The following is a 20,934-nucleotide window of genomic DNA, read 5'->3' on the forward strand; positions in this document are numbered from 1 at the left end:
ACATGGCGCGATTCTCGGTGGATCCTCGCGCAGCGTTAGAATAGCGCCCCTTCTCATAGGAGCCGAAAATGTCCTGGTTCGTTTACGAAGTGCCCGAATACCACGAAGACGCTGCGCGCATCGAGCCCTTCAGCGACCTGCGTAGCCGTGTGCTGAAAATCAGTGGTCCGGCGATGGCCGACGAACTGGAAAGCGTTCGCGAGAACGCCGCGGCGACGGCGGACAGCCCCGAGCGCCCCCTGCGTACTCCGGAAAATCCGCATGTCTTTCCGATTCCTTACGCCGACTCCATGATCCTGGTCGGGTTCATCTTCGATCTGAAACGCGAATTCCGGCAACTGGTCGTGTCGCCTGTGGAAATGCCCTGGCTGAACGACGCATAAAGGGTGAACCGTCCTGGTTGGTCCACCGCTCATCACCTCGTATCGCATTGCCGCTTGCCCTCGCTTGGCGACTGGATTTTCCAGCACTGCGATGGCCTCGCGCACGCTACCGACCATTGTCTGAATGTCAGTGGCGGCCCCTCCCTCGCGGGCGCGTTTCGCCTGGATCGAAACGGGGAGCCCGCCGGACGGCGAGATCGGCGCTGTCGTGCAGCGGCTCGTCCGGCGGAACCGGGTTACCGCTCGCTGACCTTCATGCGCGGCAGCCATTCGGCCTCGGCGCCTTGCGTGCCTTTCAGATGGGCGGGAATCGCGTCCTGTGCGTGCGCGCCGAGGCGACGTGCCGCCTCGGTGTCGAGATGCCGGCCGTCGAACGTCGATTGGCGACGGGTAATCATGTTGATGCGAAGACGTTTTGCCGCCATGGTCGGTATTCCTTGAGAAAACGGTACCTCGCCGACTAGCGAAGTACCATAGATTTACGCGAGAAAGATGTCGCTGCGATGACGCGGCACGTGACGCCCCCGCCATTGCATCGCTGCGTCAGCGATCCGCACCCTCCCGTCCCACCTGCCGCGGCGCCTCAAGATCAGGATGGACCGGCATGGCAGCAGGCAACTCATGATGGACAAGAAGCAACGCTTCGAGTTCAGTGCGCTCGGCGACCGTCAAAGGCCGCACGTCACCGCTCTCTGCCCCTCCGCCCTTTTACCGTTCCCGGCGGATTTCCGTCTCATCCATCCGGGTGCCGGTCGTTCCACGATTTCGTCGCGCAATCCCCGATCGAACATCCGGTGCGCGCGCTGGCGTGCGAGCGTGCGTGATTGACACGGGCACTCGTTCAGGATCCCGATCGAATCGTTCGTGCTCACGCCTGCCTGGCCGTGGCCTGTGCCGCCAGCGCGGCCTGATCGATCCAGCGAATGGCCGGCGCATCCTGCTCGCCCGGCGCGGGCCGGCCGATCAGGAAGCCCTGCACCTCGCGGCACCCGGCATCCGTGATGCACGTCAGTTGCTCTTCCGTCTCGACGCCTTCCGCGACGGTCGTCACGCCGAGACGCTTGCCGAGATCGGCCACCGTGCGCACGACGGCCGCGCAGTCCGGGCGCGTGACCGCATCGCGCACGAAACTGCCGTCGATCTTGATCTTGTCGAACGGAAACGCGCGCAGATGCGCGAGCGACGAGAAGCCCGTGCCGAAGTCATCGAGGGCGACGCGCACGCCCATCGAACGCAGTGCGCGCAGGTCCGCGATGGCCTTGCCCTCGTCGTGCAGCAACGCGGTTTCCGTTACCTCGATTTCCAGCCGGTCGGGCGCGAGGCCCGCGCCGGCCAGCGCCGCCGCGAAGGTCGGCACGATCGTGCCGTGGCCGAGCTGCCCCGCCGACACGTTGACGGCGACGCGTGCGCCGTCGGGCCAGCGCGCCGCCTCCCGGCACGCCTGCACGAGCACGAAACGGCCGAGCCGGTCGATCAGGCCGCCGCGCTCGGCCACCGGAATGAAGAGGCCCGGCGAAATCCAGCCGGAGCGCGGGTGGTGCCAGCGCAGCAGCGCCTCGCGCGTCGTGATCTGGCGGGTCCGGACATCGACGATCGGCTGGTAGAACACGTACAGCCCCTGGTTGTCGTCCAGTGCGACGCGCAGCTTCGATTCGAGCGCGACCCGCTCCTGCGCGCTCGTTTCCATGTCCGGCGAGAACATCCGGTAGGTGCCCTTCCCGGCTTTCTTGGCCGCATAGAGCGCCATGTCCGCGCGTGACAGCAGCACGCCGGCGTCGTTGCCGTGATGCGGCGCCAGCACGCAGCCGATCGATGCGCCGATGCGGAACGGCCGGTCGGGCGACGGCGCATAGGGGGCGACGAGCGTGTCGACGAGCCGCGCGGCCGCGCCCATCGCACCGTTCGCGTCGGTGTCGCGCAGCAGAACCGCGAATTCGTCGCCGCCGATGCGCCCGAGCATCATCCCCGGCTCCGGGCACTGGCCGCGCAGGCGTTCCGCGACCTGGCGCAGCACCTCGTCGCCCGCCGAATGCCCGCACGCGTCGTTGATCAGCTTGAAGCCGTCGAGATCGATGAAGAGCAGCGACAGCACCTTGTCCGAGCGGCGCAGGCTCGCGTCGAATTCGGCCAGGAAGGTTGCGCGGTTCGGCAGCCCCGTGAGCGAATCGTGATGCGCGAGCTGGTGGATGCGCGCCTCCGCCTCGGCCTGCTGCGTGACGATCGACCATGACAGCATCGGGCCGATGTAGCGCCCCTGGGCGTCGCGCACGGCCGAGACCTGGATGTCGAGCACTTCCGGCCCGAGCGGAATGCGGGCGCGATGCGGCAGATTCGCCGGATCGGCGAGCAGGCGACGCTGGTGCTGCGGATGCGGGTGGAAGAAGTCGATCGATGCGCCGAGCACATCGTCCACGCGGATCGGCAGCAGGTGCTCGATCGAGCGCAGCAGGTTGCGCGATGTCGCGTTCAGGTAGTTGATGCGGAACGTCTCCAGGTCGGCCGTCATCACGGCCACCGGCATGTCGTCGATCATCCGCATCAGCCGCGTCTGCGCCTGCTCGCGCAGGCGGGATTCGGCCTGCGCATCGACGGTGCGCAGGAAGCTCCGGTAGTTGACCGAGATCACGGCGATCAGCGCCGCCGACACGAAGAGCATGTTGACCGCGGTGGCGATGAGTGTCGGCTGGCGCGTCGAGAGAAAGAACGCGATGAACGCGACGTTGGCGATCACGGCCACGATCAGCGCGGCCGTGCGCAAGTACATCAGGCTCAAGATGCAGCCGATCACCGTGATCGCCATGTAGAACGCGACCTGCGCCTTTTGCCACGCATCACCGTACGGGAACAGCAGCAGCGCCCAGGTGGTGAACGTCACCACGACCGGGATCACCAGCCAGTTCGTGACCGTGAGCGCGCGCATCACGGTGTCCGGCGTCGGCTCCAGCAGCCGGGTGCGGCGCCAGTGCAGCAGCCGCGCGAACACCGCGAGCGTCATCGCGGCCGGCATCGCGACCGACAGCCACCACGGCGTGCTGCCCAGGTGCGTGACGGCGAGACTCCAGGTGCTCGAGATGAGGATCAGGTACGACACCGGGATCTGGCCGGCGAATACCCGGTATTGCGCCGCGAGCAGGTCCGGGTTCCGGGCCGGCGCCGCGATGCTTGCCAGTCTTGCCATCCGTGCGTAGAGGATTTTCATGTGAGCCTGCCGGCTGCAACCCGGCGTCGGGTTGCCGTGTCCGGCGTCGAGGGTTACCCGAGCGGGCCCGGGTCGATATCGGCCTTGACGGCCGATTCGGACGCGGGAACCGGCGTGCGGACGCGGTTGCCGCCGGTCAGCGCAATCTGCCCGCTGCCGACGATTTCGTTGAGTGGTGCGGGCCTGCCGAGCAGGAAGCCCTGTGCTTCGTCGCAGCCTTCGTCGGCCAGCAGCGCAAGCTGGTCGCGCGTCTCGATGCCTTCGGCCAGGATCGGAATGCCCAGGCTCTTGCCGAGCGCGAGCACGGCGCGGATGATCGCGCGATCCTGCGGTTTCGCTTCCGCGTCCTCGACGAACGACTGGTCGAGCTTGATGCGGTCGAACGGGAACGAGCGCAGCGTATCGAGCGACGAATAGCCGGTACCGAAATCGTCGAGCGCGATGCTCACGCCCAGCGCCTTGATCTGCCGAAGCGTGTCCAGCGCGCGCTCGCGGCCGGCGAAGATCGTCGATTCGGTCAACTCCAGCTGCAGGCGCGACGCCGGCAGGCAGGTTTCTTCGAGCACGTCCGTCACGAGCGCCGTCAGATCCGCGTGCATGAACTGCACGGCCGATACGTTCACCGCGACCGCGTAGGGCGGCTCCCACGTCGCGGCCCGTGAGCATGCCTCGCGCAGCACCCACGCGCCGATGTCCAGGATCACGCCGTTTTCCTCGGCGAGCGGAATGAACTCGGCGGGCGGAATCGTGCCGAGCGTCGCATGCTGCCAGCGCAGCAGCGCCTCGTAGCCGCGGATCTCGCCGGTTGCGAGCGACGTCTGCACCTGGTAGTGGACGCTCAGCTGGTTGTCGGCCACCGCGCGGCGCAGGTCGGCCGCGAGGCTGCGGCGCGCGCGGACGATCAGGTCCATCGCCGGCTCGTAGAAGCAGATCGATTGCGTCACGCTGCCCTTGGCGCGGTACATCGCGAGGTCCGCGTTGTTGATGAGGATGGCCTTGGTGGTGGCGTCGTCCGGGTAGATGGCGACACCGAAGCTCGCGCCCGGCACGACCTCGTAGTCGTCCAGCCTGACCGGCTTGTAGAGCGCCGGCTCGAGTCGCTCGAGCAGGCTTGTCAGGCACGTGTCGCCGTCCATCCGGCAGAGCGCCGCGAATTCGTCGCCGCCGATGCGGGCGACGAATTCGCCTTCGCGCAGCAGGTTCGCCATGCGGCGCGCAAGGATGCGCAGCACCTCGTCGCCGGCGTGGTGGCCGCGCAGGTCGTTGATTTCCTTGAAGCGGTTCAGGTCGATGCCGATCAGCGCGAGCTTCGTGCCGCGCTCTTGCGCAAGCGCGATTTCGAGGTCCAGCCGCTCGTTGAAGCTGGCCCGGTTGGGCAGGCCGGTCAGCATGTCGCTCAGCGCCAGTCGGCGTAGGTGTTCGAGCGATTCGGCCCGCACGTCGCTGTCGATCACATAGCTCACGAGCCCCGTGCAGACAATCACGAGCGACGTGCCCGCGACCGCCAGCGCCAGCGGACGCAGCTCGCTCATCTCGGTCCATGTGCCGTCGAGCATCAGCGGCGTGATGCGCAGCGCGGACATCCCGGTGAAATGCAAGGCGAGGATCGCGAGCGACAGCACGCCGGCCATCTGGTTGACTGCGTGCGGCGACGGCCGCATCGCGAGGTGCAGCGCGAGCGCGGCGAGGGTCATGGCCAGCAGCACCGACGCGATCAGGTAGCCGACGTCCCACGACACGATACCTTCGACCCGCCACGCGAGCATGCCGGTGTAGTGCATCAGCACGATCGCCACGCCGACGACCGCGCCGCCGAGCGCGGGCGCAACCTTGACGATGCGACAGGTCGTCAGCGCGAAACCGACCGTGCTGCCGCCGACCGCGATGAACAGTGACACGAGCGTGAGCGGCATGTTGAAGTACACGGGGGCGCCGGCGTCGAAGCCGAGCATCGCGATGAAGTGCGTGCACCAGATCGCCACGCCGGCCGAAATGGCCGTCAGCACGTGCCAGCCGAGCCGCTGCGTGCCGGAGGTGTTCACCGCGCGCTGGAACAGCCGCGCCGTGACCCATGAGCCGCCCCCGCACAACAGTGCGGCAAGCAACACCAGCCAGTGATTGTGCCGATGAACGATGCACCCGAAAACTGTCACCAAAACCTTTCTTCCCCTATCCGTCGCATGGGCTGATGCCGTTCCTGATCGACGCGGCGGGGGCAATGCCGCTTCGATCAGGCGCGTCTTCAAGATATCGGCTTGTGACGAATAAACTGAACGCCACGCGGCTGTGCGCAAACGATTGCCCGGCAGATATTTTTTCCGGGGAAATCGTGGAGCGCGGCGGGATGGGGTAGCGGAGGATCGGCCGAGGGTTTACCGATCAACCGGATGATGTAGGCGATGGGTCGAGCGGCCGGGTTCCACCGCGGTTCACCGTCAGGTTTTTTTAAGGTACGCCGAGGATTACCGGGGAATGCGATGCGGATCTTGAGCGAGGACGAAGTATTCGTCGTCGCAGCACCGGCGCCCTGCCGCTTGATCCCAGACCGTCTACGCGGCGTGACGGCAAATCGATGAAACAGGCGGCATCCGTATGGGTATCGGGCCGGTTCCAACGATCGACCGCCTGCCATCGCAGGCGGTCGATCAACAGCTGTCCGTCATGCGCCCGAGTATCGCGTGGCATCGATCGGCGCTACCGCCTCCGACACGCAATGTCGCCACGCGATCACCGGGCTTCCGCGCACTCACGCAAGCTCGGTCAATTCACCCCGACTGCACTCCACGCGCGAGCGACCGTTGCGCTTTCGGCCGAATTCACGCCGTACAGGTCGTTCGCCGCCTGGATCGATGCGCGTCGCGCGTTCGGGTAGCTCGAGTTGGCGTTCAGGTACACGGTCAGCGTCCGGTACCAGATCTTGCCGGCCTTCTCGCGGCCCAGGCCGCTGAAGGTCGTGTCGCCGTTGCACACCAGTTGCGCCTTGGTCAGGCCGGTATCGGTCGACGGCACCGTCGGGCCTTCGGCCAGCAGATAGAACAGGCGATTGCCGACACCCGACGTGTAATGCGGATTGTGGCGCGGATTCGACCACGAGAACCCACCGGACGGGTAGCAGCTGAACGAGCGTCCGTCGAGATCCTGCTTGTACATCTTGCGCAGGCCGCCGCTCACCACGCGCGCACCGATCACATAGTTGCCGGGATCGTTCGGGTTGTTCGCGTAGTACTTCACGAGCGTGCCGAAAATGTCGGACGTCGACTCGTTCAGCCCGCCCGGGTCGCCGGAATAGTTCAGGTTGGCCGTGGCCTCGGTCACGCCGTGGCTCATCTCGTGACCGGCGACGTCCACTGAAACGACCGGTTTCGGCAGACTGCTGCCGGGCTGGCCGTCACCGTACACCATCACGTGCGAGGACAGCCATGCCGCATTCGCGCCGGTCGTGCCGCTGCCGGTATCGAATACGACGTGAGCATAGCTCTTCACGCCGCGGCCGTCGTTGAAGATGCCATTGCGGTTGTGCGCAGTCTTGTAGTAGTCCCAAGTGAGTGCGAGACCATAATCGATGTCTGCGGCGACGGTCTGCCGGTCGGTGGTCGTGTTGTTGCCCCACACGTTCGTGCTGCTCGTGAAGATCGGCAGGTCGGTCGCCTGTTCGACGTCGTCCGAGGTCAGGCCGCGCCCGTCGTAGACCGAGCCGGAGCCGCGGCTCGGATCGAGCATCCGGTACGCGTTCGTGCCCGTCTGGTCGGTGGTGAGCGTCAGGTTGCCGTAGTACAACGAGCGGCCGGTGCCGGTCGCGGCGGCGGTCTTGATCAGGTCCTGTGCGTCGAGCACGGCGCCCGTGCGCGCATCGACGTAGTACTGCACGGCTTCGCCGTGCGCATCGGTCGCCTTGCCGTACACGCGCACCGCATAGGCCAGCGTCGGCGTCACGTCGCGTGCGAACACGACGAGTTCCGCGTCATTGACGCGGCGCACGTCCGAGTTGAAATGCGCGGCAGCGATGCGCCTGACCCGGGCGGCGCCGATGTCCGGTGCGTTGCGGATCACCGAGCGGTCTCCGACCTTGCCGATCGTGCCGGCAAGACTGATCGGCGCGAGCTGGGTCACGCTCGCCTGCTTCAACTGCCCCTTGCTCGAATGGACGACAACGTCACCACCGATCACGGGCAGGCCCGCGTAGAAGCGGTCGAAGCGCACGTGCTCGGTGCCATCGGGATCGACGATCACGTCGCGTACCTGGAACTGATCGCCATCCGTCGGCGCGCTCGCTTGCGGCCCTGCGAACTTCAACGCGCGTGGCGTGCCGCCGACTGCGAGACTGAAGGCGGACGGGTTCTGCTGGATCAGTTGCAGGGCCTTGTCGACCGTGGTCGACTGGTCGCCGGCCTGGGCAAAGGCACTGAGACTCGCGACGGTAATCGCGGTGACGGACAGCAGACGAGACAGTTTCTTCATGTAATCCCCCGGTTATGGATGGGTGATGTTCGAGGAATGCATCAAGGACAAACTTTGATGTAAGACATGTCACGAACCGCAGAGGGATGCTAGAAGGTCATTTTTATAATTACAAGATATTTTCTGACGGATTAATTGTTTCTGTCGTTGGTGTTAATCGAGTCATGATTTGGTGAGGAATTTGAAATGATCTCGTCGGCCACGATGGCGGTATCGGCGCCGTTGCGTCGGCGGGATGTGCCCGCCAAGCCTGGTGTGGCGGGGCAAGGCCGAGTGTGGCGCGGGTCGGGCGGGGCGGACGATGTGAGGCCGGAGTATGGCCGGGGCTGCTATTTGCGCTATTAAATACTGATTTTGATTGTTGCCTTTTCGGGTTTGGCGATGCGACTCTTCAATGTGTATTCGATTCCGGCTTTTGATGGCGCCTTTGAATTCGTAGTGAAAACCTGGCGAACGATGCAAGAGAAAGCGCTTTCTACGAATCTTCGGTTTGAGTGGTACAGCCGATAGCATGCGTGCACCTCATGCCGTTTCGCATCGGCATGTCCGCGCAAACGGAGGGCTATTGTCTTTGATCCGGTTTGCCGGCGTAGAGAGGCTGGATTCGAGATGACCTGCGCGGCGACGAATGACGGGCTCGCCCCGCCAAAGACATGGGCCGACGCTGTCTTCGCGAAAGACGCATCCGGCCGATGAACCGACTGCGAACGGTCGATCGCCTACCCGCCCCTCACCTTCAACTGCACCACCAGCCACGTCAGCGCCCCCAGCACGAACACAGCGAGCGTCCACGGGCCGCCACGGTGCTGCAACACCGCGGCTGTCGCGGCGATGCCAGCCAGTCCTTGGGCCATCGCATGCGCGTCATGTTCGTGCTGTCCTGCAACCAGGGTTCGGTTGACACCGTTTCTCTCACTTGATCCCGTCAGGGATTGAGGCGGCAGCGTGTGGCAAGACGGGTGCGGTTGATCGTACAAAGGCGCGAGCAGCGAATCGTCGACGTCGATGCCACATTCAAAGGCCCTTACGCGACGGCGGGAAACCCGGCCCAGACGCATCCGCTCGCCCCCGATACAGGCGCCGCCGGCGAGCCGCGCCGCGTAATCACGTGTAATCGATTCTTGAAAACACCGGTCCTATATTGGCATCACTCGTTCGCCATGCCCCTGACTTCAGGCTTGTCGAATAGAGCCAATCAAGCGCCGGTCATCGTTCGATCAACCTCGATACTGACGGGGAAGAATTCAACGCTTCCGTGCGTTCCGTTCGAATGAATCAGGAGAGCATCATGCCGGATATCTTCATCTGGAAGCCCAATGAAAACCAGACATACAGCACGCCAGGTGCGAATGAAGTAAGCGCCTCTTCCTTTGACAAGGAAGCCGGCAAATCCTTCTCGATGATCCCTCCCGCCGGGACGTTGACATTGCTGTCCAGGCAGTCGTCGGTATGGGGCGGAAGTTTCGACAACGACGTCCCGCCCGCTGAAATCAATCTCCGCGGCGGTACCCTCGTGATGCGCGGAATCTCCAGCGATTCGCGCGGCGTCGATTTCACGATGGGCCCGTATCCGCACAAGTTCATCGGTCACCCGTTCGTCAACTTCAGGATCCTCGACGCCAAGTTCGAGGCCAGCCGTTTCGATACCGTGAACGCGGGCGGCCTGGTCCCACCGTTGCTCGACATGTATGTCGACCTCCTCCTCGATCTGGAACTGGCCGGCGCCAGCCGCTATGACGTCGCCTGCCGGTTGTACGCCAGCACCAAGAAGCTGCGTGTCCTGGGCGAATCCGCGGTGAATGTCCGTGCCGAAGAGGTCGTGCTGACATTCAGCGAGTATGCCGTTCTGCCGGCGGCGCTGCCCCGGGTTCCGGGCAATGACTATTCGCTGCACATCGAATCGACGGGCGGCAAGATGGAGATCGCCGAATCGCGTCTCGCGTTCGGACAGCGTGCGAAGAGCGCGATGACAAGCAAGCAGATTACGCTGCGCAAAAGCGTTCGGGCCTGGGCTCAGGACCATGCGAATACGAGGTTCGTCACCGATTCGGTCGAGTTTTACGACAGCGCGTCAACAGCAACGTTTTCCATCTCGAACAACGCCAACATGGAGTTCGATACGTATTCCGGCGGAAAACCTTTCGATTTCCTGAGTAACAAGAAGTATCCCGAGGGGCTGTTCAATTTCCAGTCGACCCCTGAGTCCGCGGCCACGGGCAAGTTCACCCTCTACGGCGCCGGCAGCGCGTTCGAGCAATCGGCGATGCTGAACAAGCAGGTTGTCGCCATCGACGGGGTACCGCAATCGACCACCAAGCAACTCCGCTTCGATTACGTCCGTGTCGGCAACACGCAGAACATGGTGGTGTCGCTGAAGACGTGACCGAAAGCGTTCCGTCTTCAGCCAGTGTGTGACGGGTTCGAGCAACGGCCCGTCGGCTGGATACGACGATAACCGGGCTCGCCCCGCTACTGCAGACGGGTTGGCGAGGCGAGCCCGGCCATGGCCGATATTCATTGACGCACCGCTGCAGCCGAGCGGCCGCTTCGTGCATCGGGCACAATTGCGGGTTTCCACATTCCACCGCGGTCAAAACCATGCGCTTCGTCGTCGTCGGCACCAGCGGAGCTGGGAAATCCACGTTTTCCAGCGCACTGGCGGCAGCAGCAGCCTGCCCGTACATCGAGCTGGATCGACTTTACTGGGGCCCCGACTGGACAGCCGTGCCGCCGGAACAGTTCGAGAACGCCGTGCGGGCCGCGACGGCCGGCGACCGATGGGTCGCCGACGGGAACTACAGCGCCGTGCGCGACGTGCTCTGGTCGAGCGCCACCCACGTGATCTGGCTGAACTTCGGGCGGCGCACGGTATTCTCCCGGGTGCTCTGGCGCACGTTGAGCCGCGGGCTCATGCGCACCGAGCTTTCGCACGGAAACCGTGAGTCGCTGCGGATGGCATTCTCCCGGGAGTCGGTGCTGCTGTGGTCATACACCACGTTCGCAAGGAATCGCGTCAAGTTCGCCAGCCTGCGTGACGACCCGAAGTACGCGCATCTGCAATGGACGGAAATCACCCAGCCTTCGCGCACCCGCGCAGTCATCGACACGCTGGTCCGCGCCAGCGGTTGAGCACGGCACGGCGCTTGCCTGCGTCAGTCGTCGAACGTGCCGCGATATTCCGGTGCGGCATCCGCGCGCGTGTTCAGCTCGAACATCACGCCGCCCGGTGCGCGACAGAAGAAGCGCGAGCCGCGCCCATTGTTGAAGACGTCCGTCACCATCTCGACGCCCTCGTCCCTGAAGCGTTCGAACAACGTGTGGACGGCATCGAGGCTCGGCAGTTCGAACCCGACGTGGAAATTCGTCGGCCATGCCGGTACGTCGTCGCTGACGTGATCGATCACCACGTCGAAGCCCGGGCGCTTGAGGATCCAGGATTTCTCCCAGCTTCCCGCGATCGTGAAGCCGAGGTGCCGCTCGAAGAATCGGGCCGTGGCCCGTGTGTCGGCCGAGGGGAAGCTCAGGTGGTTGAGCTTCATGGTTTGCGTCATGTCGTTCATTGCGAGTCTCTGTCATACGTGGATCGGCGGAGGCCCCATGCCGTTCCGCCCGACGAATTCAGAATACGAGTCGACGCTCACATTCGACAACTCGCATTGGACGCATGCTTCGACCGCGCGCGAACCCGCATGAAATCGAGGGTTGGGACGAGGTTGTGATCGCCGCCGATCGCGCTACTCGCATTCGCCGGGATTGGCTGGAACACCCGCTATCGACGCGTCCTGCCGACGCCATTTTTCCGGTGTTTGCCAAGTGTGAGACTCGAGCGCAGCGCAAGCGGCATGGACTGCCGGACGCGCTCGGCGCAGCCATGTCGATCTTCGCGGCGCATCAAATGCCGATGGCCCGAGGTAGACCAATCCACCCCGGGCCACGGATTTCCCGCCGGTGCAGGGCATCACAAACACTGCCAGGCACCAGCGTAGAACGACGTCAGAACTGGTAACCCGCGCCCACCACCGCGCCGAAGTCCGAACGCGTGTTGCCCGTCACCGACGCCTTGACGACCCAGCGGTTACTTTCCGTCACGTACGAGTACCCGGCGGCGAAACCCTGCTGGCCGTGATAGTTCGACGTCGCCGCCGAGACCATCGAGCGGCCCGCGCCCGTCGGTTGCGGCAGGCCGGCCACGGCCATCGCCGATGCCACGCCGCCGTACATGTCCTTCTTCAGGTCGTTGAACGAGTTGTACACCTGGCCGATGCGCTGGTCGGTGTAGCCGTTCGCCTGATTCGTCGCGGCCGACAGGTTGTCGTTCAGCTGCTGCACGTTCACCGCATCGGTCGGCGCCGTGCCCGCCGCGACGTTCGTGATCTGGCGCTCGCTGCCCTTCGCGCCGACCGAGAACGAATTGTCGCGATCGGCGACGGAGCCCTGGCCGACCGCCACCGCGTTCTTGCCGGTTGCGGTTGCCGTCGACCCGATGGCGCCCGCATCGGCACGCGCGATCCACGTGGTGTTCGCATCGGTCACCGCCGCGCGGATCTGGTCGTTGGCCGCCACGTTCTTCAGCGCCGAGTTGAACTGGCCCATATTGACTGCGTCGTTGTCCTTCACGCCCGCCGCGACACCGGTCAGCACGCGGTCGCCCGCGGTGCCGGAGAAGTTCACGCTGGTGCCGCCGCTGTCCTTCCCGACCGTGATCGCGCCGTTCGGATCCTGCTGCTGCACGAGGCCGGCCTTGCCGTTCGCGATGTTGGTCACGTTCCCCTGCAGGTTCGTGATATCGGTCGTGTTCTTCGCGACCTGCTGGTTGGTCGCGTAGAGCTGCGAGCCGTTCACCGCATCCGTGCTGGTGGCGCTGAGCGTCCCGGCCTGCACGTTGGTGATGCGCGTGCCGCCGGCGCCGCCGAGCGTGATCGAGCTCTTCGAGCTGTCGTCGTACTGCACCGCGAGCGCGCCGAGCTGGTTGAGACTCGACTGGACGCTCTTCAGCTGCTTCACGTTCACCGCGTCCGTATCGTCGGTGCCCGCGGCGACATTCTTCAGCACGACGGCCGCATTCGCGTCGCCGCCGATGAGCGAGACCGAATTCAGCCGGTTGCCGCTCGCGTCGACATCGTACTTGACGACGTTCTTCACGGCCTCGCCCGCCTGGTTGGACACTTGCGTGATTTGTTGTTCGAGCGACGACTTCACGCCCGACAACTGGCCGCCGTTCACCGCGTCCGTGCTGCCCGCGGCGATGGTGCCGTCGGCCACGTTCGTCAGCTTCGTCGGCGCCCCGCCGCGCGCCGCATTGTATGCGCCGGCCTTCGGGTCGAACTGGAGCGCGTCCTGCTGCAGTCCGGCGATCGCCGCCGTGTTGCCGGCGATGTTCGTTTCGGCGTTGCCGATGCGCGTTTCGTGATTCTCGAGCGTCGTCGTGTTGCTGCCGACGCGGCCGTCGAGGTTCGTGAGCGCGTCGCCGACGTTGTTGAACGAACCGCCGCCGACTTTATAGGCTGGCGCGCTGATCGAGCCGTCCGGATTCGCCGTCGCACCGCCGCCCAGCGCGGCTGCCGTGCCGTCGGTTGCGCGGCGCAGTTGCGCGCCGTTCACCGCGTCCGTGCTGCCGGCCGCGACATTGCCTTCCGTGACGTTGGTCAGGCGCACCGGGCTCCCGCCGTTACCCGCGCCGAGCGAAACCTGCTTCTTGCTCGTGTCGTCATACTTCACGGCGAGCGCATCGAGCTGGCTCGTGCCGTTCTGAACCGCCGCGTTCAACTGGTCGACGTTGACCGCGTCCGTTCCGTTCTTGCCGGCCGCGACATTGCCGATGCGTTGCGGGCCGTTGCCGCCGTGGCTCGCATCGTACGCACCGAGGTTCGCGTTCCACAGCAGCGCGTCCTGCTGGAGCGCGGCGATGTTGCCCGTATTCGTCGTCACCTGGTTGCCGAGCGTCGTCACGCTGTTGCCGACGTTCGTGATCGACTGGTTGAGCGTGTCGGTGGCCTTGCCGAGCTGGCCGACGTTCACCGCATCGCTCGCGGCAATACCGTCCGCCACGTTGTGCAGCGCGACCGGCGACTGCGCCCCCTTGCCGCCGAGCGTCACGCCGCTGTGCGCATCGTCGTCGTACTGCACGGCATTCTTCGTCGCGTTGCCGATCTGGTTGTTGATCGACGTGCTCAGATTGCCGAGCGTCGTGTTGATGTTGTTCGTCACGCTCGTGCTGAGCGACGACAGGCCGCCGTTCAGTTGCCCGACGTTCACCGCATCGGTGTTCGCGACACCGGCCGCGACGTTGTGCAGCGTCGTGCCGTTCGTGCCGGCGAACGTCACCGAGTCGAATCCGCTCTGGCCGTCGTACTTCACGTTGCGTGCGTCGGCTGCCTGCAGGTTGCTGATATTGGTGGTCGCCGTGCTCAGCGACGTGTTGATGCCGGTGACGCTGGTCTGCAGGTTCGTGATGTTCGACGCCGCCGTCGAGATCGACGATTGCAGCGGTGCGACGCTGCCCTTCAGCTGGCCGACGTTGACCGCGTCGGTATCGGCGACGCCGGCCGCGACGTTACCGATGCGTTGCGGGCCGTTGCCGCCGTGGCTCGCATCGTACGCACCGAGGTTCGCGTTCCACAGCAGCGCGTCCTGCTGGAGCGCGGCGATGTTGCCCGTATTCGTCGTCACCTGGTTGCCGAGCGTCGTCACGCTGTTGCCGACGTTCGTGATCGACTGGTTGAGCGTGTCGGTGGCCTTGCCGAGCTGGCCGACGTTCACCGCGTCGCTCGCGGCAATGCCGTCCGCCACGTTGTGCAGCGCGACCGGCGACTGCGCCCCCTTGCCGCCGAGCGTCACGCCGCTGTGCGCATCGTCGTCGTACTGCACGGCATTCTTCGTCGCGTTGCCGATCTGGTTGTTGATCGACGTGCTCAGATTGCCGAGCGTCGTGTTGATGTTGTTCGTCACGCTCGTGCTGAGCGACGACAGGCCGCCGTTCAGTTGCCCGACGTTCACCGCATCGGTGTTCGCGACACCGGCTGCGACGTTGTGCAGCGTCGTGCCGTTCGCGCCGGCGAACGTCACCGAGTCGAATCCGCTCTGGCCGTCGTACTTCACGTTGCGTGCGTCGGCTGCCTGCAGGTTGCTGATATTGGTGGTCGCCGTGCTCAGCGACGTGTTGATGCCGGTGACGCTGGTCTGCAGGTTCGTGATGTTCGATGCCGCCGTCGAGATCGACGTCTGAAGCGGTGCGACGCTGCCCTTCAACTGGCCGACGTTGACCGCATCGGTATCGGCGACGCCGGCCGCGACGCCGTTGATCGTCGTGCCGTTGCTGCCGTCGAGTGCGATCGCCGCATGCGAATCGTCGGTGTATTTCACGACGTTCTTCGTTGCGGTCACGATGCTGGTGCTGAGGCTGTTGCCCACGCTGGTCACGCGCTGGTCGACGTTCGAGATCGTGGTCGACAGCGAATTGCCGACCGACGTCACGCGCGCGTCGACAGTGGCGATGCTCGTGCTGAGCGCGCCGTTCACGTTCTTCAGCTGCTGGACGTTGACGGCGTCCGTATCGGCCGCGCCCGCCGCGACGTTCTTGAGCTGGCGCTCCTTGCCGATCGCGCCGAACGACACCGCGCCGCCAACCGGCGCGGCCGTGCCGCCGAACACCGGCGTACCGCCATTGTTCGCACCAACGCTGCCCGAGCCGATTGCCACCTGGTTGTTGTCGTTCGTCTGCGCGCCCGCGCCGATCGCCACGGATTGCGTGCCGCCGGCGCGCGTCTGCGTCGCCGCGTCGTACGCCGCGCCGCTGGACACGCCGTCGCTCGACGTCGGGTTGGCGCCGCCGATCGCAACCGAACGATCGCCGCTGGCGAGTGCCGAGTGGCCGAGCGCGATCGAGCTCGTGCCGTGCGCATCCGCGACGTTGCCGAGCGCCATCGAGAAATCGCCGACCGCGGCCGACTGGCGGCCGATGGCGAGTGCCGTGTTGCCTTGCGCGACGGCTACCGTGCCGATCGCCATGGCCGAGTTGGCCAGCGCCTGCGCGCCGACGCCGACGGCAATCGCACCGCCGCTGCTGGTGCCGCCCTTGCTGCTCGCATTCGACTGGTCGCCGATCGCGATGCCGCTGGCGCCGGCCTTGGCATTCGTCCCCATCGTGACGTTTGCCGTGCTCACCGCCACGTAAGTCCCGCTCTTGGTCGACACGCACAGCGGGTTCGTGCCGTCGATGCACTGACCGCTCAGCGCGTTGTCCGGGTTGCCGCGGTCGACGAAATTGTCCGCGTGCGCGGCGCCGGCGATCATGACACCTGCACCCGTGAACATGGCGGCGGCCAGCGCCGAAATCTGCTTCCTCTTCATGGTCTTCTGCTCCGTTTTGTAGCGTTTGGTTTGAATACGGACTACTTACTTTTTGTTGAAGACTTCAGCTACGGTTACGATTGCGACTTCAGTTCGGAACCCGGCTCTCATGCCCGGCCCGGGCGTGCCGAGGGCGACACGCGTCGTCCGCCCGTCGCGACGGACGTTCGAAAGCCCGGGCACGCCGTTCGTGTTACGGCCCGTTCCGTTAATCCAGGCAATGCATTAGGAATGCATATCGTTTTATATGGACGAATTCGTCCATCGACTGAATCCGGAGATTCAACCCGTCGTTATGGACGCCCCTGATTTGATGTCGCGTTGAGCGCGACCAACCCCGCTTCTTTTATTTCATCCACGACAACCGGATTTTCACTTGTGCGCAACGGACTTTCGCCCGGATACACATCGAATGATGCCTCGGACCCGAATCGCACAACATCCGTCACAACCCACCGTGCCTTGTGCTGCTCGATGCAACCCTGCTTTCAAAGTTCGGACGAATTATGAGACACGATCTCGAATTATTGAAGGCAACATTCTTTATAGATTGTAAAATTCAATATATTCAATGCGTTACGTTAAAAACGCGCATCTCGCAAACGATTTCGTTCCGTCGGAATTAATCAAGATGTTTTTCCCGGCGTACAAATACTTTGCTGAAGCGGATTAATGACAATTTCCGGCAGAAAATTTCCACCGAAAAGTTGCCGCGCGGCACGACCGGTCACGGCGGCGGGAATGAAAATGGCGGAAATGGACAGACACCCACGTGCCATACTGAGAATGCAAACCACAATACACGATGAAGATTCAAAAATCGGAATGAAGCGAATAGAGTCAATGCGTCTGGCAAGAATCTAAATATGCCCCTACAATTCGGCTCGAATCGGTACCGGCAGCCGCGCCCTTTTCGGCGCGCGACAACGGCAACGCTCCGCGCCTTTACCGGATCCGTGATCAAAACAAGCCATGCCGGGTATTACGCCGACCGGATGTCTGTCGCGTAGCTGGGCGAAATCCGAATATCGATACGTTTGTGCGTCGCCATAGAGCGGCTTCCGACGACTATCCGAACCGGGCCGGCCACCCGCAGGAACGCAGCCAGCAGCCATTCCAGAACAGGTGCACGATGCATCCATCGATCTCCGCATTGGGCGACGCCCATCTCCTGATCGTCGACGATCAGCCCGACCAGCTTCGCTTGCTGATCGACATCCTGCGCGGCACGGGGTGCCGGATCAGCATTGCATCCGACGGGCTGCAAGCGTGCCAGCGTGCGCAGGCGCTCATGCCCGACCTGATCCTGATGGATGTCCGCATGCCGCGGATGGACGGTTTCACCGCTTGCCGGCTGCTTGCCGCCGATCCGCTGACGTGTGCGATTCCGGTGATCTTCCTGACCGTGGCCGGCGCGTTGCACGAACGCCTCGAGGGGTTCGAAATCGGCTGCGTCGACTATGTGGTGAAGCCGTTCGAGCCCGCCGAAGTGCTCGCGCGGATTCGCGTGCAGCTCGCACGGAAAAAGCGCGAGCGGCCGGTCGACACGGAAAGCCCGTTCGTGGCCGGCAAGGACGACGACATCATCGTGCGCGCGGCCATCCGCCACCTGGCACGGACGCTGAACGATCCGCCGACGGTGGAGCAACTGGCACGCGCGGTCGGCACCCACGAGAAGCGGCTGTCACGGGCGTTTCGCGACAATCTCGGCCAGACGGTGTTCGAGTATCTGCGGCACGAGCGGCTGCGGATCGCGCAGGATCTGCTGGACTCGACGTCGCTCAGCATTGCCAGCATTGCGAAGGAAATCGGTTTTTCCACGCCGGCGAATTTCGCGACCGCATTCCGCGAACGTTTCGGCCTCACGCCGACCGAGTGGCGACGCCAGCGTCAGGCCGGCGAGCGCGCCGCGCGTCGGGAACCGCAACGCGACGCGTAGGGCCGTTCCGCGCGCTCGCGATTACCAGGTGGTTTTCGCGGTGGCCAGCACGGTCCGCTCGTTGCCGAACACGCAGACGGCGTACGACTGGCAGCCGCTGACATAGCGCCGGTCGAACAGGTTCGCGACGTTCAGCGCGAACCGCCAGTGCGGCATCTCGTAGTGCAGGGCCAGGTCGACCAGCGTCACGCTCGGCACGGTCAACGCGTTGTCGGGCGCGCCGGCCGCCGCGCTCTGGTAGCGCACGCCGCCGCCGATCCCGAGGCCCGACAGGACGCCCGTACGCCAGGTCCAGTCGGCCCACGTCGACGCCATCTGCCGCGGCAGCGGCACGGCCACCGGCCAGTGGTTCAGCGACGCATCGTTCGCCTGCACGTTCTTGACATCCTGATACACATACGACGCGACGACCGACAGCTCGCGGGTGACCTTGCCGAGCGCGCTCAGTTCGATCCCGCGCGAGCGCACCTTGCCGGTCTGCACGGACGTCGTGCCGGTCGGGTCGAGACTCGCCGGTGTCGGCGTCACGACGCTGGTCTGGTCGATCTGGTAGACGGCCGCGCTCAGCATCAGGTTCCTGCCGGGCGGCTGCCAGCGCAGCCCCGCTTCCGTCTGCCTGCCGCGGGTCGGCTGAGGCAAGCCGCCGCCGAACATCCTCACGCCGATGACGGGATCGAACGACGTCGAATAGCTCACGTACGGCGACAGCCCCGCGTCACCCTGATAGGTGAGCCCGACGCGCCCGGAGAACGCACTGACGTCCTGCTGCGCCTGTGTGCCGGCCGTCCGGTCGTCGAACCGCTCGTTGACGAAATCCTCGCGGCCGCCGAGCGTCAGCGTCCAGCGCTTCCAGCGGATCTGGTCCTGCGCATACACGCCGAACGCGTTCATCGCCGTGTACTGGTCGACGTGGCCAAGCGACGTCGGGCCGGAGAAAATCGCGTCCGTGACGGGCCGGTAGACGGGGTGATACAGGTTGAGCGACGGCGCGAGCGCGAGCCACACGCTGTTGGTCGTCGTCTGCCGGTCATATTGCGCGCCGAGCAGCAGCGTATGTTCGAACGGCCCCGTGCCGAAGCGCGCCTGCGCGTGGTTGTCGAGATCGAGCCGGCTGTAGTTGAGCTGGAACAGCCCCGCGAAACGCATCATGTCGGTGGTGCTGCGGGGCATGAAGCCGTTGCCGAACACCGTCGCGTCGTCGAGCGACAGGTGCGACCAGCGCACGTCCTGATGCAGCGACCAGATGGCGTTCACGCGGTGCTCCAGCGCATAGCCGAGCGACTCCTGCTTCTTCCGGTAGTCGTTGAACCCGGGGGCGCCCATGTAGATGTCCTGCGACAGACGGCCGTTCGGGTTCGGCAACACCGTGCCCGACGCGGGCAGGAAGTTCGACGAAATATCGCCGCTGTCCTGCAGGAACGTCGCCGAGAGCGTCAGCGACGTATCGGCGTTCGGCCGCCAGCGGAACGACGGCGCCAGCGCGACGCGCCGGTTGCCGTTCGGGCCGGTTACCGCATTGCCGTCGCGCGCCACGCCGACGAAGCGGTACGCATATCGGCCGTCCGGGTCGAGCGCATCGCCGACGTCGAGCGTGAATTGCTTGCGCGCGTCGTTGCCGATCTGCACGCCGGCTTCGCGGACGCGTTCGCCGTCGGCGAGCTTCGTGTGTACGTCGACGATCGCGCCGGGCTCACCGGCGCCGTACAGCACCGACGTCGGCCCGCGCAGCACGGCGACCGAATCGATCGTGTCGGGGTCGACACGCCAGTTCGCGATGACGGCCGTATTCGGCGCGGCCACGCCGTCGACATACAGCGTCGGCGTGAAGCCGCGCAGCGCCGCATACCAGTCGGTGCGGCTGTCGGCGCCGAACGTCGCGAATCCCGGCACGTAGCGCAGCGCCTGGTTCAGGTCGGTCGCGCCGGTCATCTCGATCTGCTGCGCGGTCACGAGATTGACCGTTTGCGGGATCTCGGCCACCGGCGTATCGGTCTTCGTGCCGGTCGTGGTGCGCAGCCCGACGAGCCCGCTCGACGCGCGGTCGGCCTTTCCCGTCACGTCGATCGTCGGCAGCACGGCCGCAGCCGCGCCGGCCGGCGGCGTGGCTGCCACCCCCGATGCCTGCGCATGTGCGCCGCCCGCTGCCGCCACGTACAACGCGCCCCCGGCGGCAATCGCCCTCGCGCGTCGCGCCGCACCCGTCCCCGTTACCATCGTTCCATGCTCCGTCGTGCTGGTGGCCGATCCGGCCTGATCGCGGCGCGACGCACCGTCGGCGTCCGCCCCGTGTTGTCTTCTTTGCGATGCTGGTTGCGCGCGAGTCGGCATGCACTGGCCCATGGCGTCGGTCGCGAGCGCAGCGATGATACCGGGCGAACATAACGCAGTCTTTAAAAAAGTGCGGCGGGGTTCGGTGCGTGGAAAGCGGAACCGGTTCGGCATCGTTCCGGACGGCTTTCGCCAGGCAAGGCGGATGAAAGACGCGGACGCTAGACTGCGTGCGCCGCCGGCGTGACGGCAGGTTGCAACGCCCTGCGCGCGTCACCGGGCTTCGCCGCGTCTTGCTGGCCGCACGCGTCCGACGTCGCGGGGTCGTCAGGCCGAGG

At 65.0% G+C, this 20,934-nt stretch carries 12 protein-coding genes; 5 read left to right on the forward strand and 7 right to left on the reverse strand.

Going from position 1 to position 20,934, the window contains the following annotated elements:
- Window positions 1-68: 68 nt before the first annotated feature.
- Window positions 69-383 carry a helicase gene (locus LGN17_RS19650; RefSeq protein ID WP_226198243.1) on the forward strand — a complete coding sequence of 105 codons (315 nt, stop codon included), beginning with the start codon at window positions 69-71 and terminating at the stop codon, window positions 381-383.
- A 236-nt stretch (window positions 384-619) separates the two neighbouring features.
- On the opposite strand, the gene LGN17_RS19655 is transcribed toward LGN17_RS19650, so the two are convergent.
- Entirely contained in the window at window positions 620-781 is a 162-nt protein-coding gene (locus LGN17_RS19655) for a hypothetical protein (protein ID WP_226198244.1), read from the reverse strand.
- A gap of 223 nt (window positions 782-1,004) precedes the next feature.
- On the opposite strand from LGN17_RS19655, the gene LGN17_RS19660 reads away from it, so the two are divergent.
- The gene (locus LGN17_RS19660; RefSeq protein WP_226198245.1) at window positions 1,005-1,211 is read left to right on the forward strand and encodes a hypothetical protein; all 207 of its coding nucleotides are present in this window, start codon (window positions 1,005-1,007) and stop codon (window positions 1,209-1,211) included.
- Window positions 1,212-1,251: 40 nt separating this feature from the next.
- Here LGN17_RS19660 and LGN17_RS19665 read toward each other — a convergent pair whose 3' ends face one another.
- The 3 genes from LGN17_RS19665 to LGN17_RS19675 all read right to left on the reverse strand — a co-directional run bounded on the left by LGN17_RS19665 (window position 1,252) and on the right by LGN17_RS19675 (window position 8,040).
- Complete coding sequence (locus LGN17_RS19665; RefSeq protein WP_226198246.1) at window positions 1,252-3,582, reverse strand: EAL domain-containing protein; 2,331 nt, start codon at window positions 3,580-3,582, stop codon at window positions 1,252-1,254.
- Window positions 3,583-3,635: 53 nt separating this feature from the next.
- Window positions 3,636-5,735: a putative bifunctional diguanylate cyclase/phosphodiesterase gene (locus LGN17_RS19670; protein WP_226198247.1), complete on the reverse strand. Its 2,100-nt coding sequence runs from the start codon at window positions 5,733-5,735 to the stop codon at window positions 3,636-3,638.
- 607 nt (window positions 5,736-6,342) lie between these two features.
- Complete coding sequence (locus LGN17_RS19675; protein WP_226198248.1) at window positions 6,343-8,040, reverse strand: M4 family metallopeptidase; 1,698 nt, start codon at window positions 8,038-8,040, stop codon at window positions 6,343-6,345.
- Window positions 8,041-9,328: 1,288 nt separating this feature from the next.
- Here LGN17_RS19675 and LGN17_RS19680 point away from each other — a divergent pair.
- The gene (locus LGN17_RS19680; protein WP_226198249.1) at window positions 9,329-10,423 is read left to right on the forward strand and encodes a hypothetical protein; all 1,095 of its coding nucleotides are present in this window, start codon (window positions 9,329-9,331) and stop codon (window positions 10,421-10,423) included.
- A gap of 215 nt (window positions 10,424-10,638) precedes the next feature.
- Window positions 10,639-11,169, forward strand: a complete 531-nt coding sequence (locus LGN17_RS19685; RefSeq protein WP_226198250.1) for a toxin — start codon at window positions 10,639-10,641, stop codon at window positions 11,167-11,169.
- 23 nt (window positions 11,170-11,192) lie between these two features.
- On the opposite strand, the gene LGN17_RS19690 is transcribed toward LGN17_RS19685, so the two are convergent.
- The gene (locus LGN17_RS19690; RefSeq protein WP_226198251.1) at window positions 11,193-11,600 is read right to left on the reverse strand and encodes a VOC family protein; all 408 of its coding nucleotides are present in this window, start codon (window positions 11,598-11,600) and stop codon (window positions 11,193-11,195) included.
- Between the two features lie 433 nt (window positions 11,601-12,033).
- Complete coding sequence (locus LGN17_RS19695; RefSeq protein ID WP_413227036.1) at window positions 12,034-16,389, reverse strand: YadA family autotransporter adhesin; 4,356 nt, start codon at window positions 16,387-16,389, stop codon at window positions 12,034-12,036.
- A gap of 1,132 nt (window positions 16,390-17,521) precedes the next feature.
- Here LGN17_RS19695 and LGN17_RS19700 point away from each other — a divergent pair.
- The gene (locus LGN17_RS19700) at window positions 17,522-18,328 is read left to right on the forward strand and encodes a response regulator (RefSeq protein WP_226198252.1); all 807 of its coding nucleotides are present in this window, start codon (window positions 17,522-17,524) and stop codon (window positions 18,326-18,328) included.
- 21 nt (window positions 18,329-18,349) lie between these two features.
- On the opposite strand, the gene LGN17_RS19705 is transcribed toward LGN17_RS19700, so the two are convergent.
- Window positions 18,350-20,542 (reverse strand): TonB-dependent siderophore receptor, encoded by a 2,193-nt coding sequence (locus LGN17_RS19705; RefSeq protein ID WP_226198253.1) that lies wholly within the window; start codon window positions 20,540-20,542, stop codon window positions 18,350-18,352.
- Between the last annotated feature and the right edge of the window lie 392 nt (window positions 20,543-20,934).

The sequence above is a fragment of the Burkholderia sp. AU30280 genome (genome assembly GCF_020420125.1).
Lineage (GTDB): Bacteria > Pseudomonadota > Gammaproteobacteria > Burkholderiales > Burkholderiaceae > Burkholderia.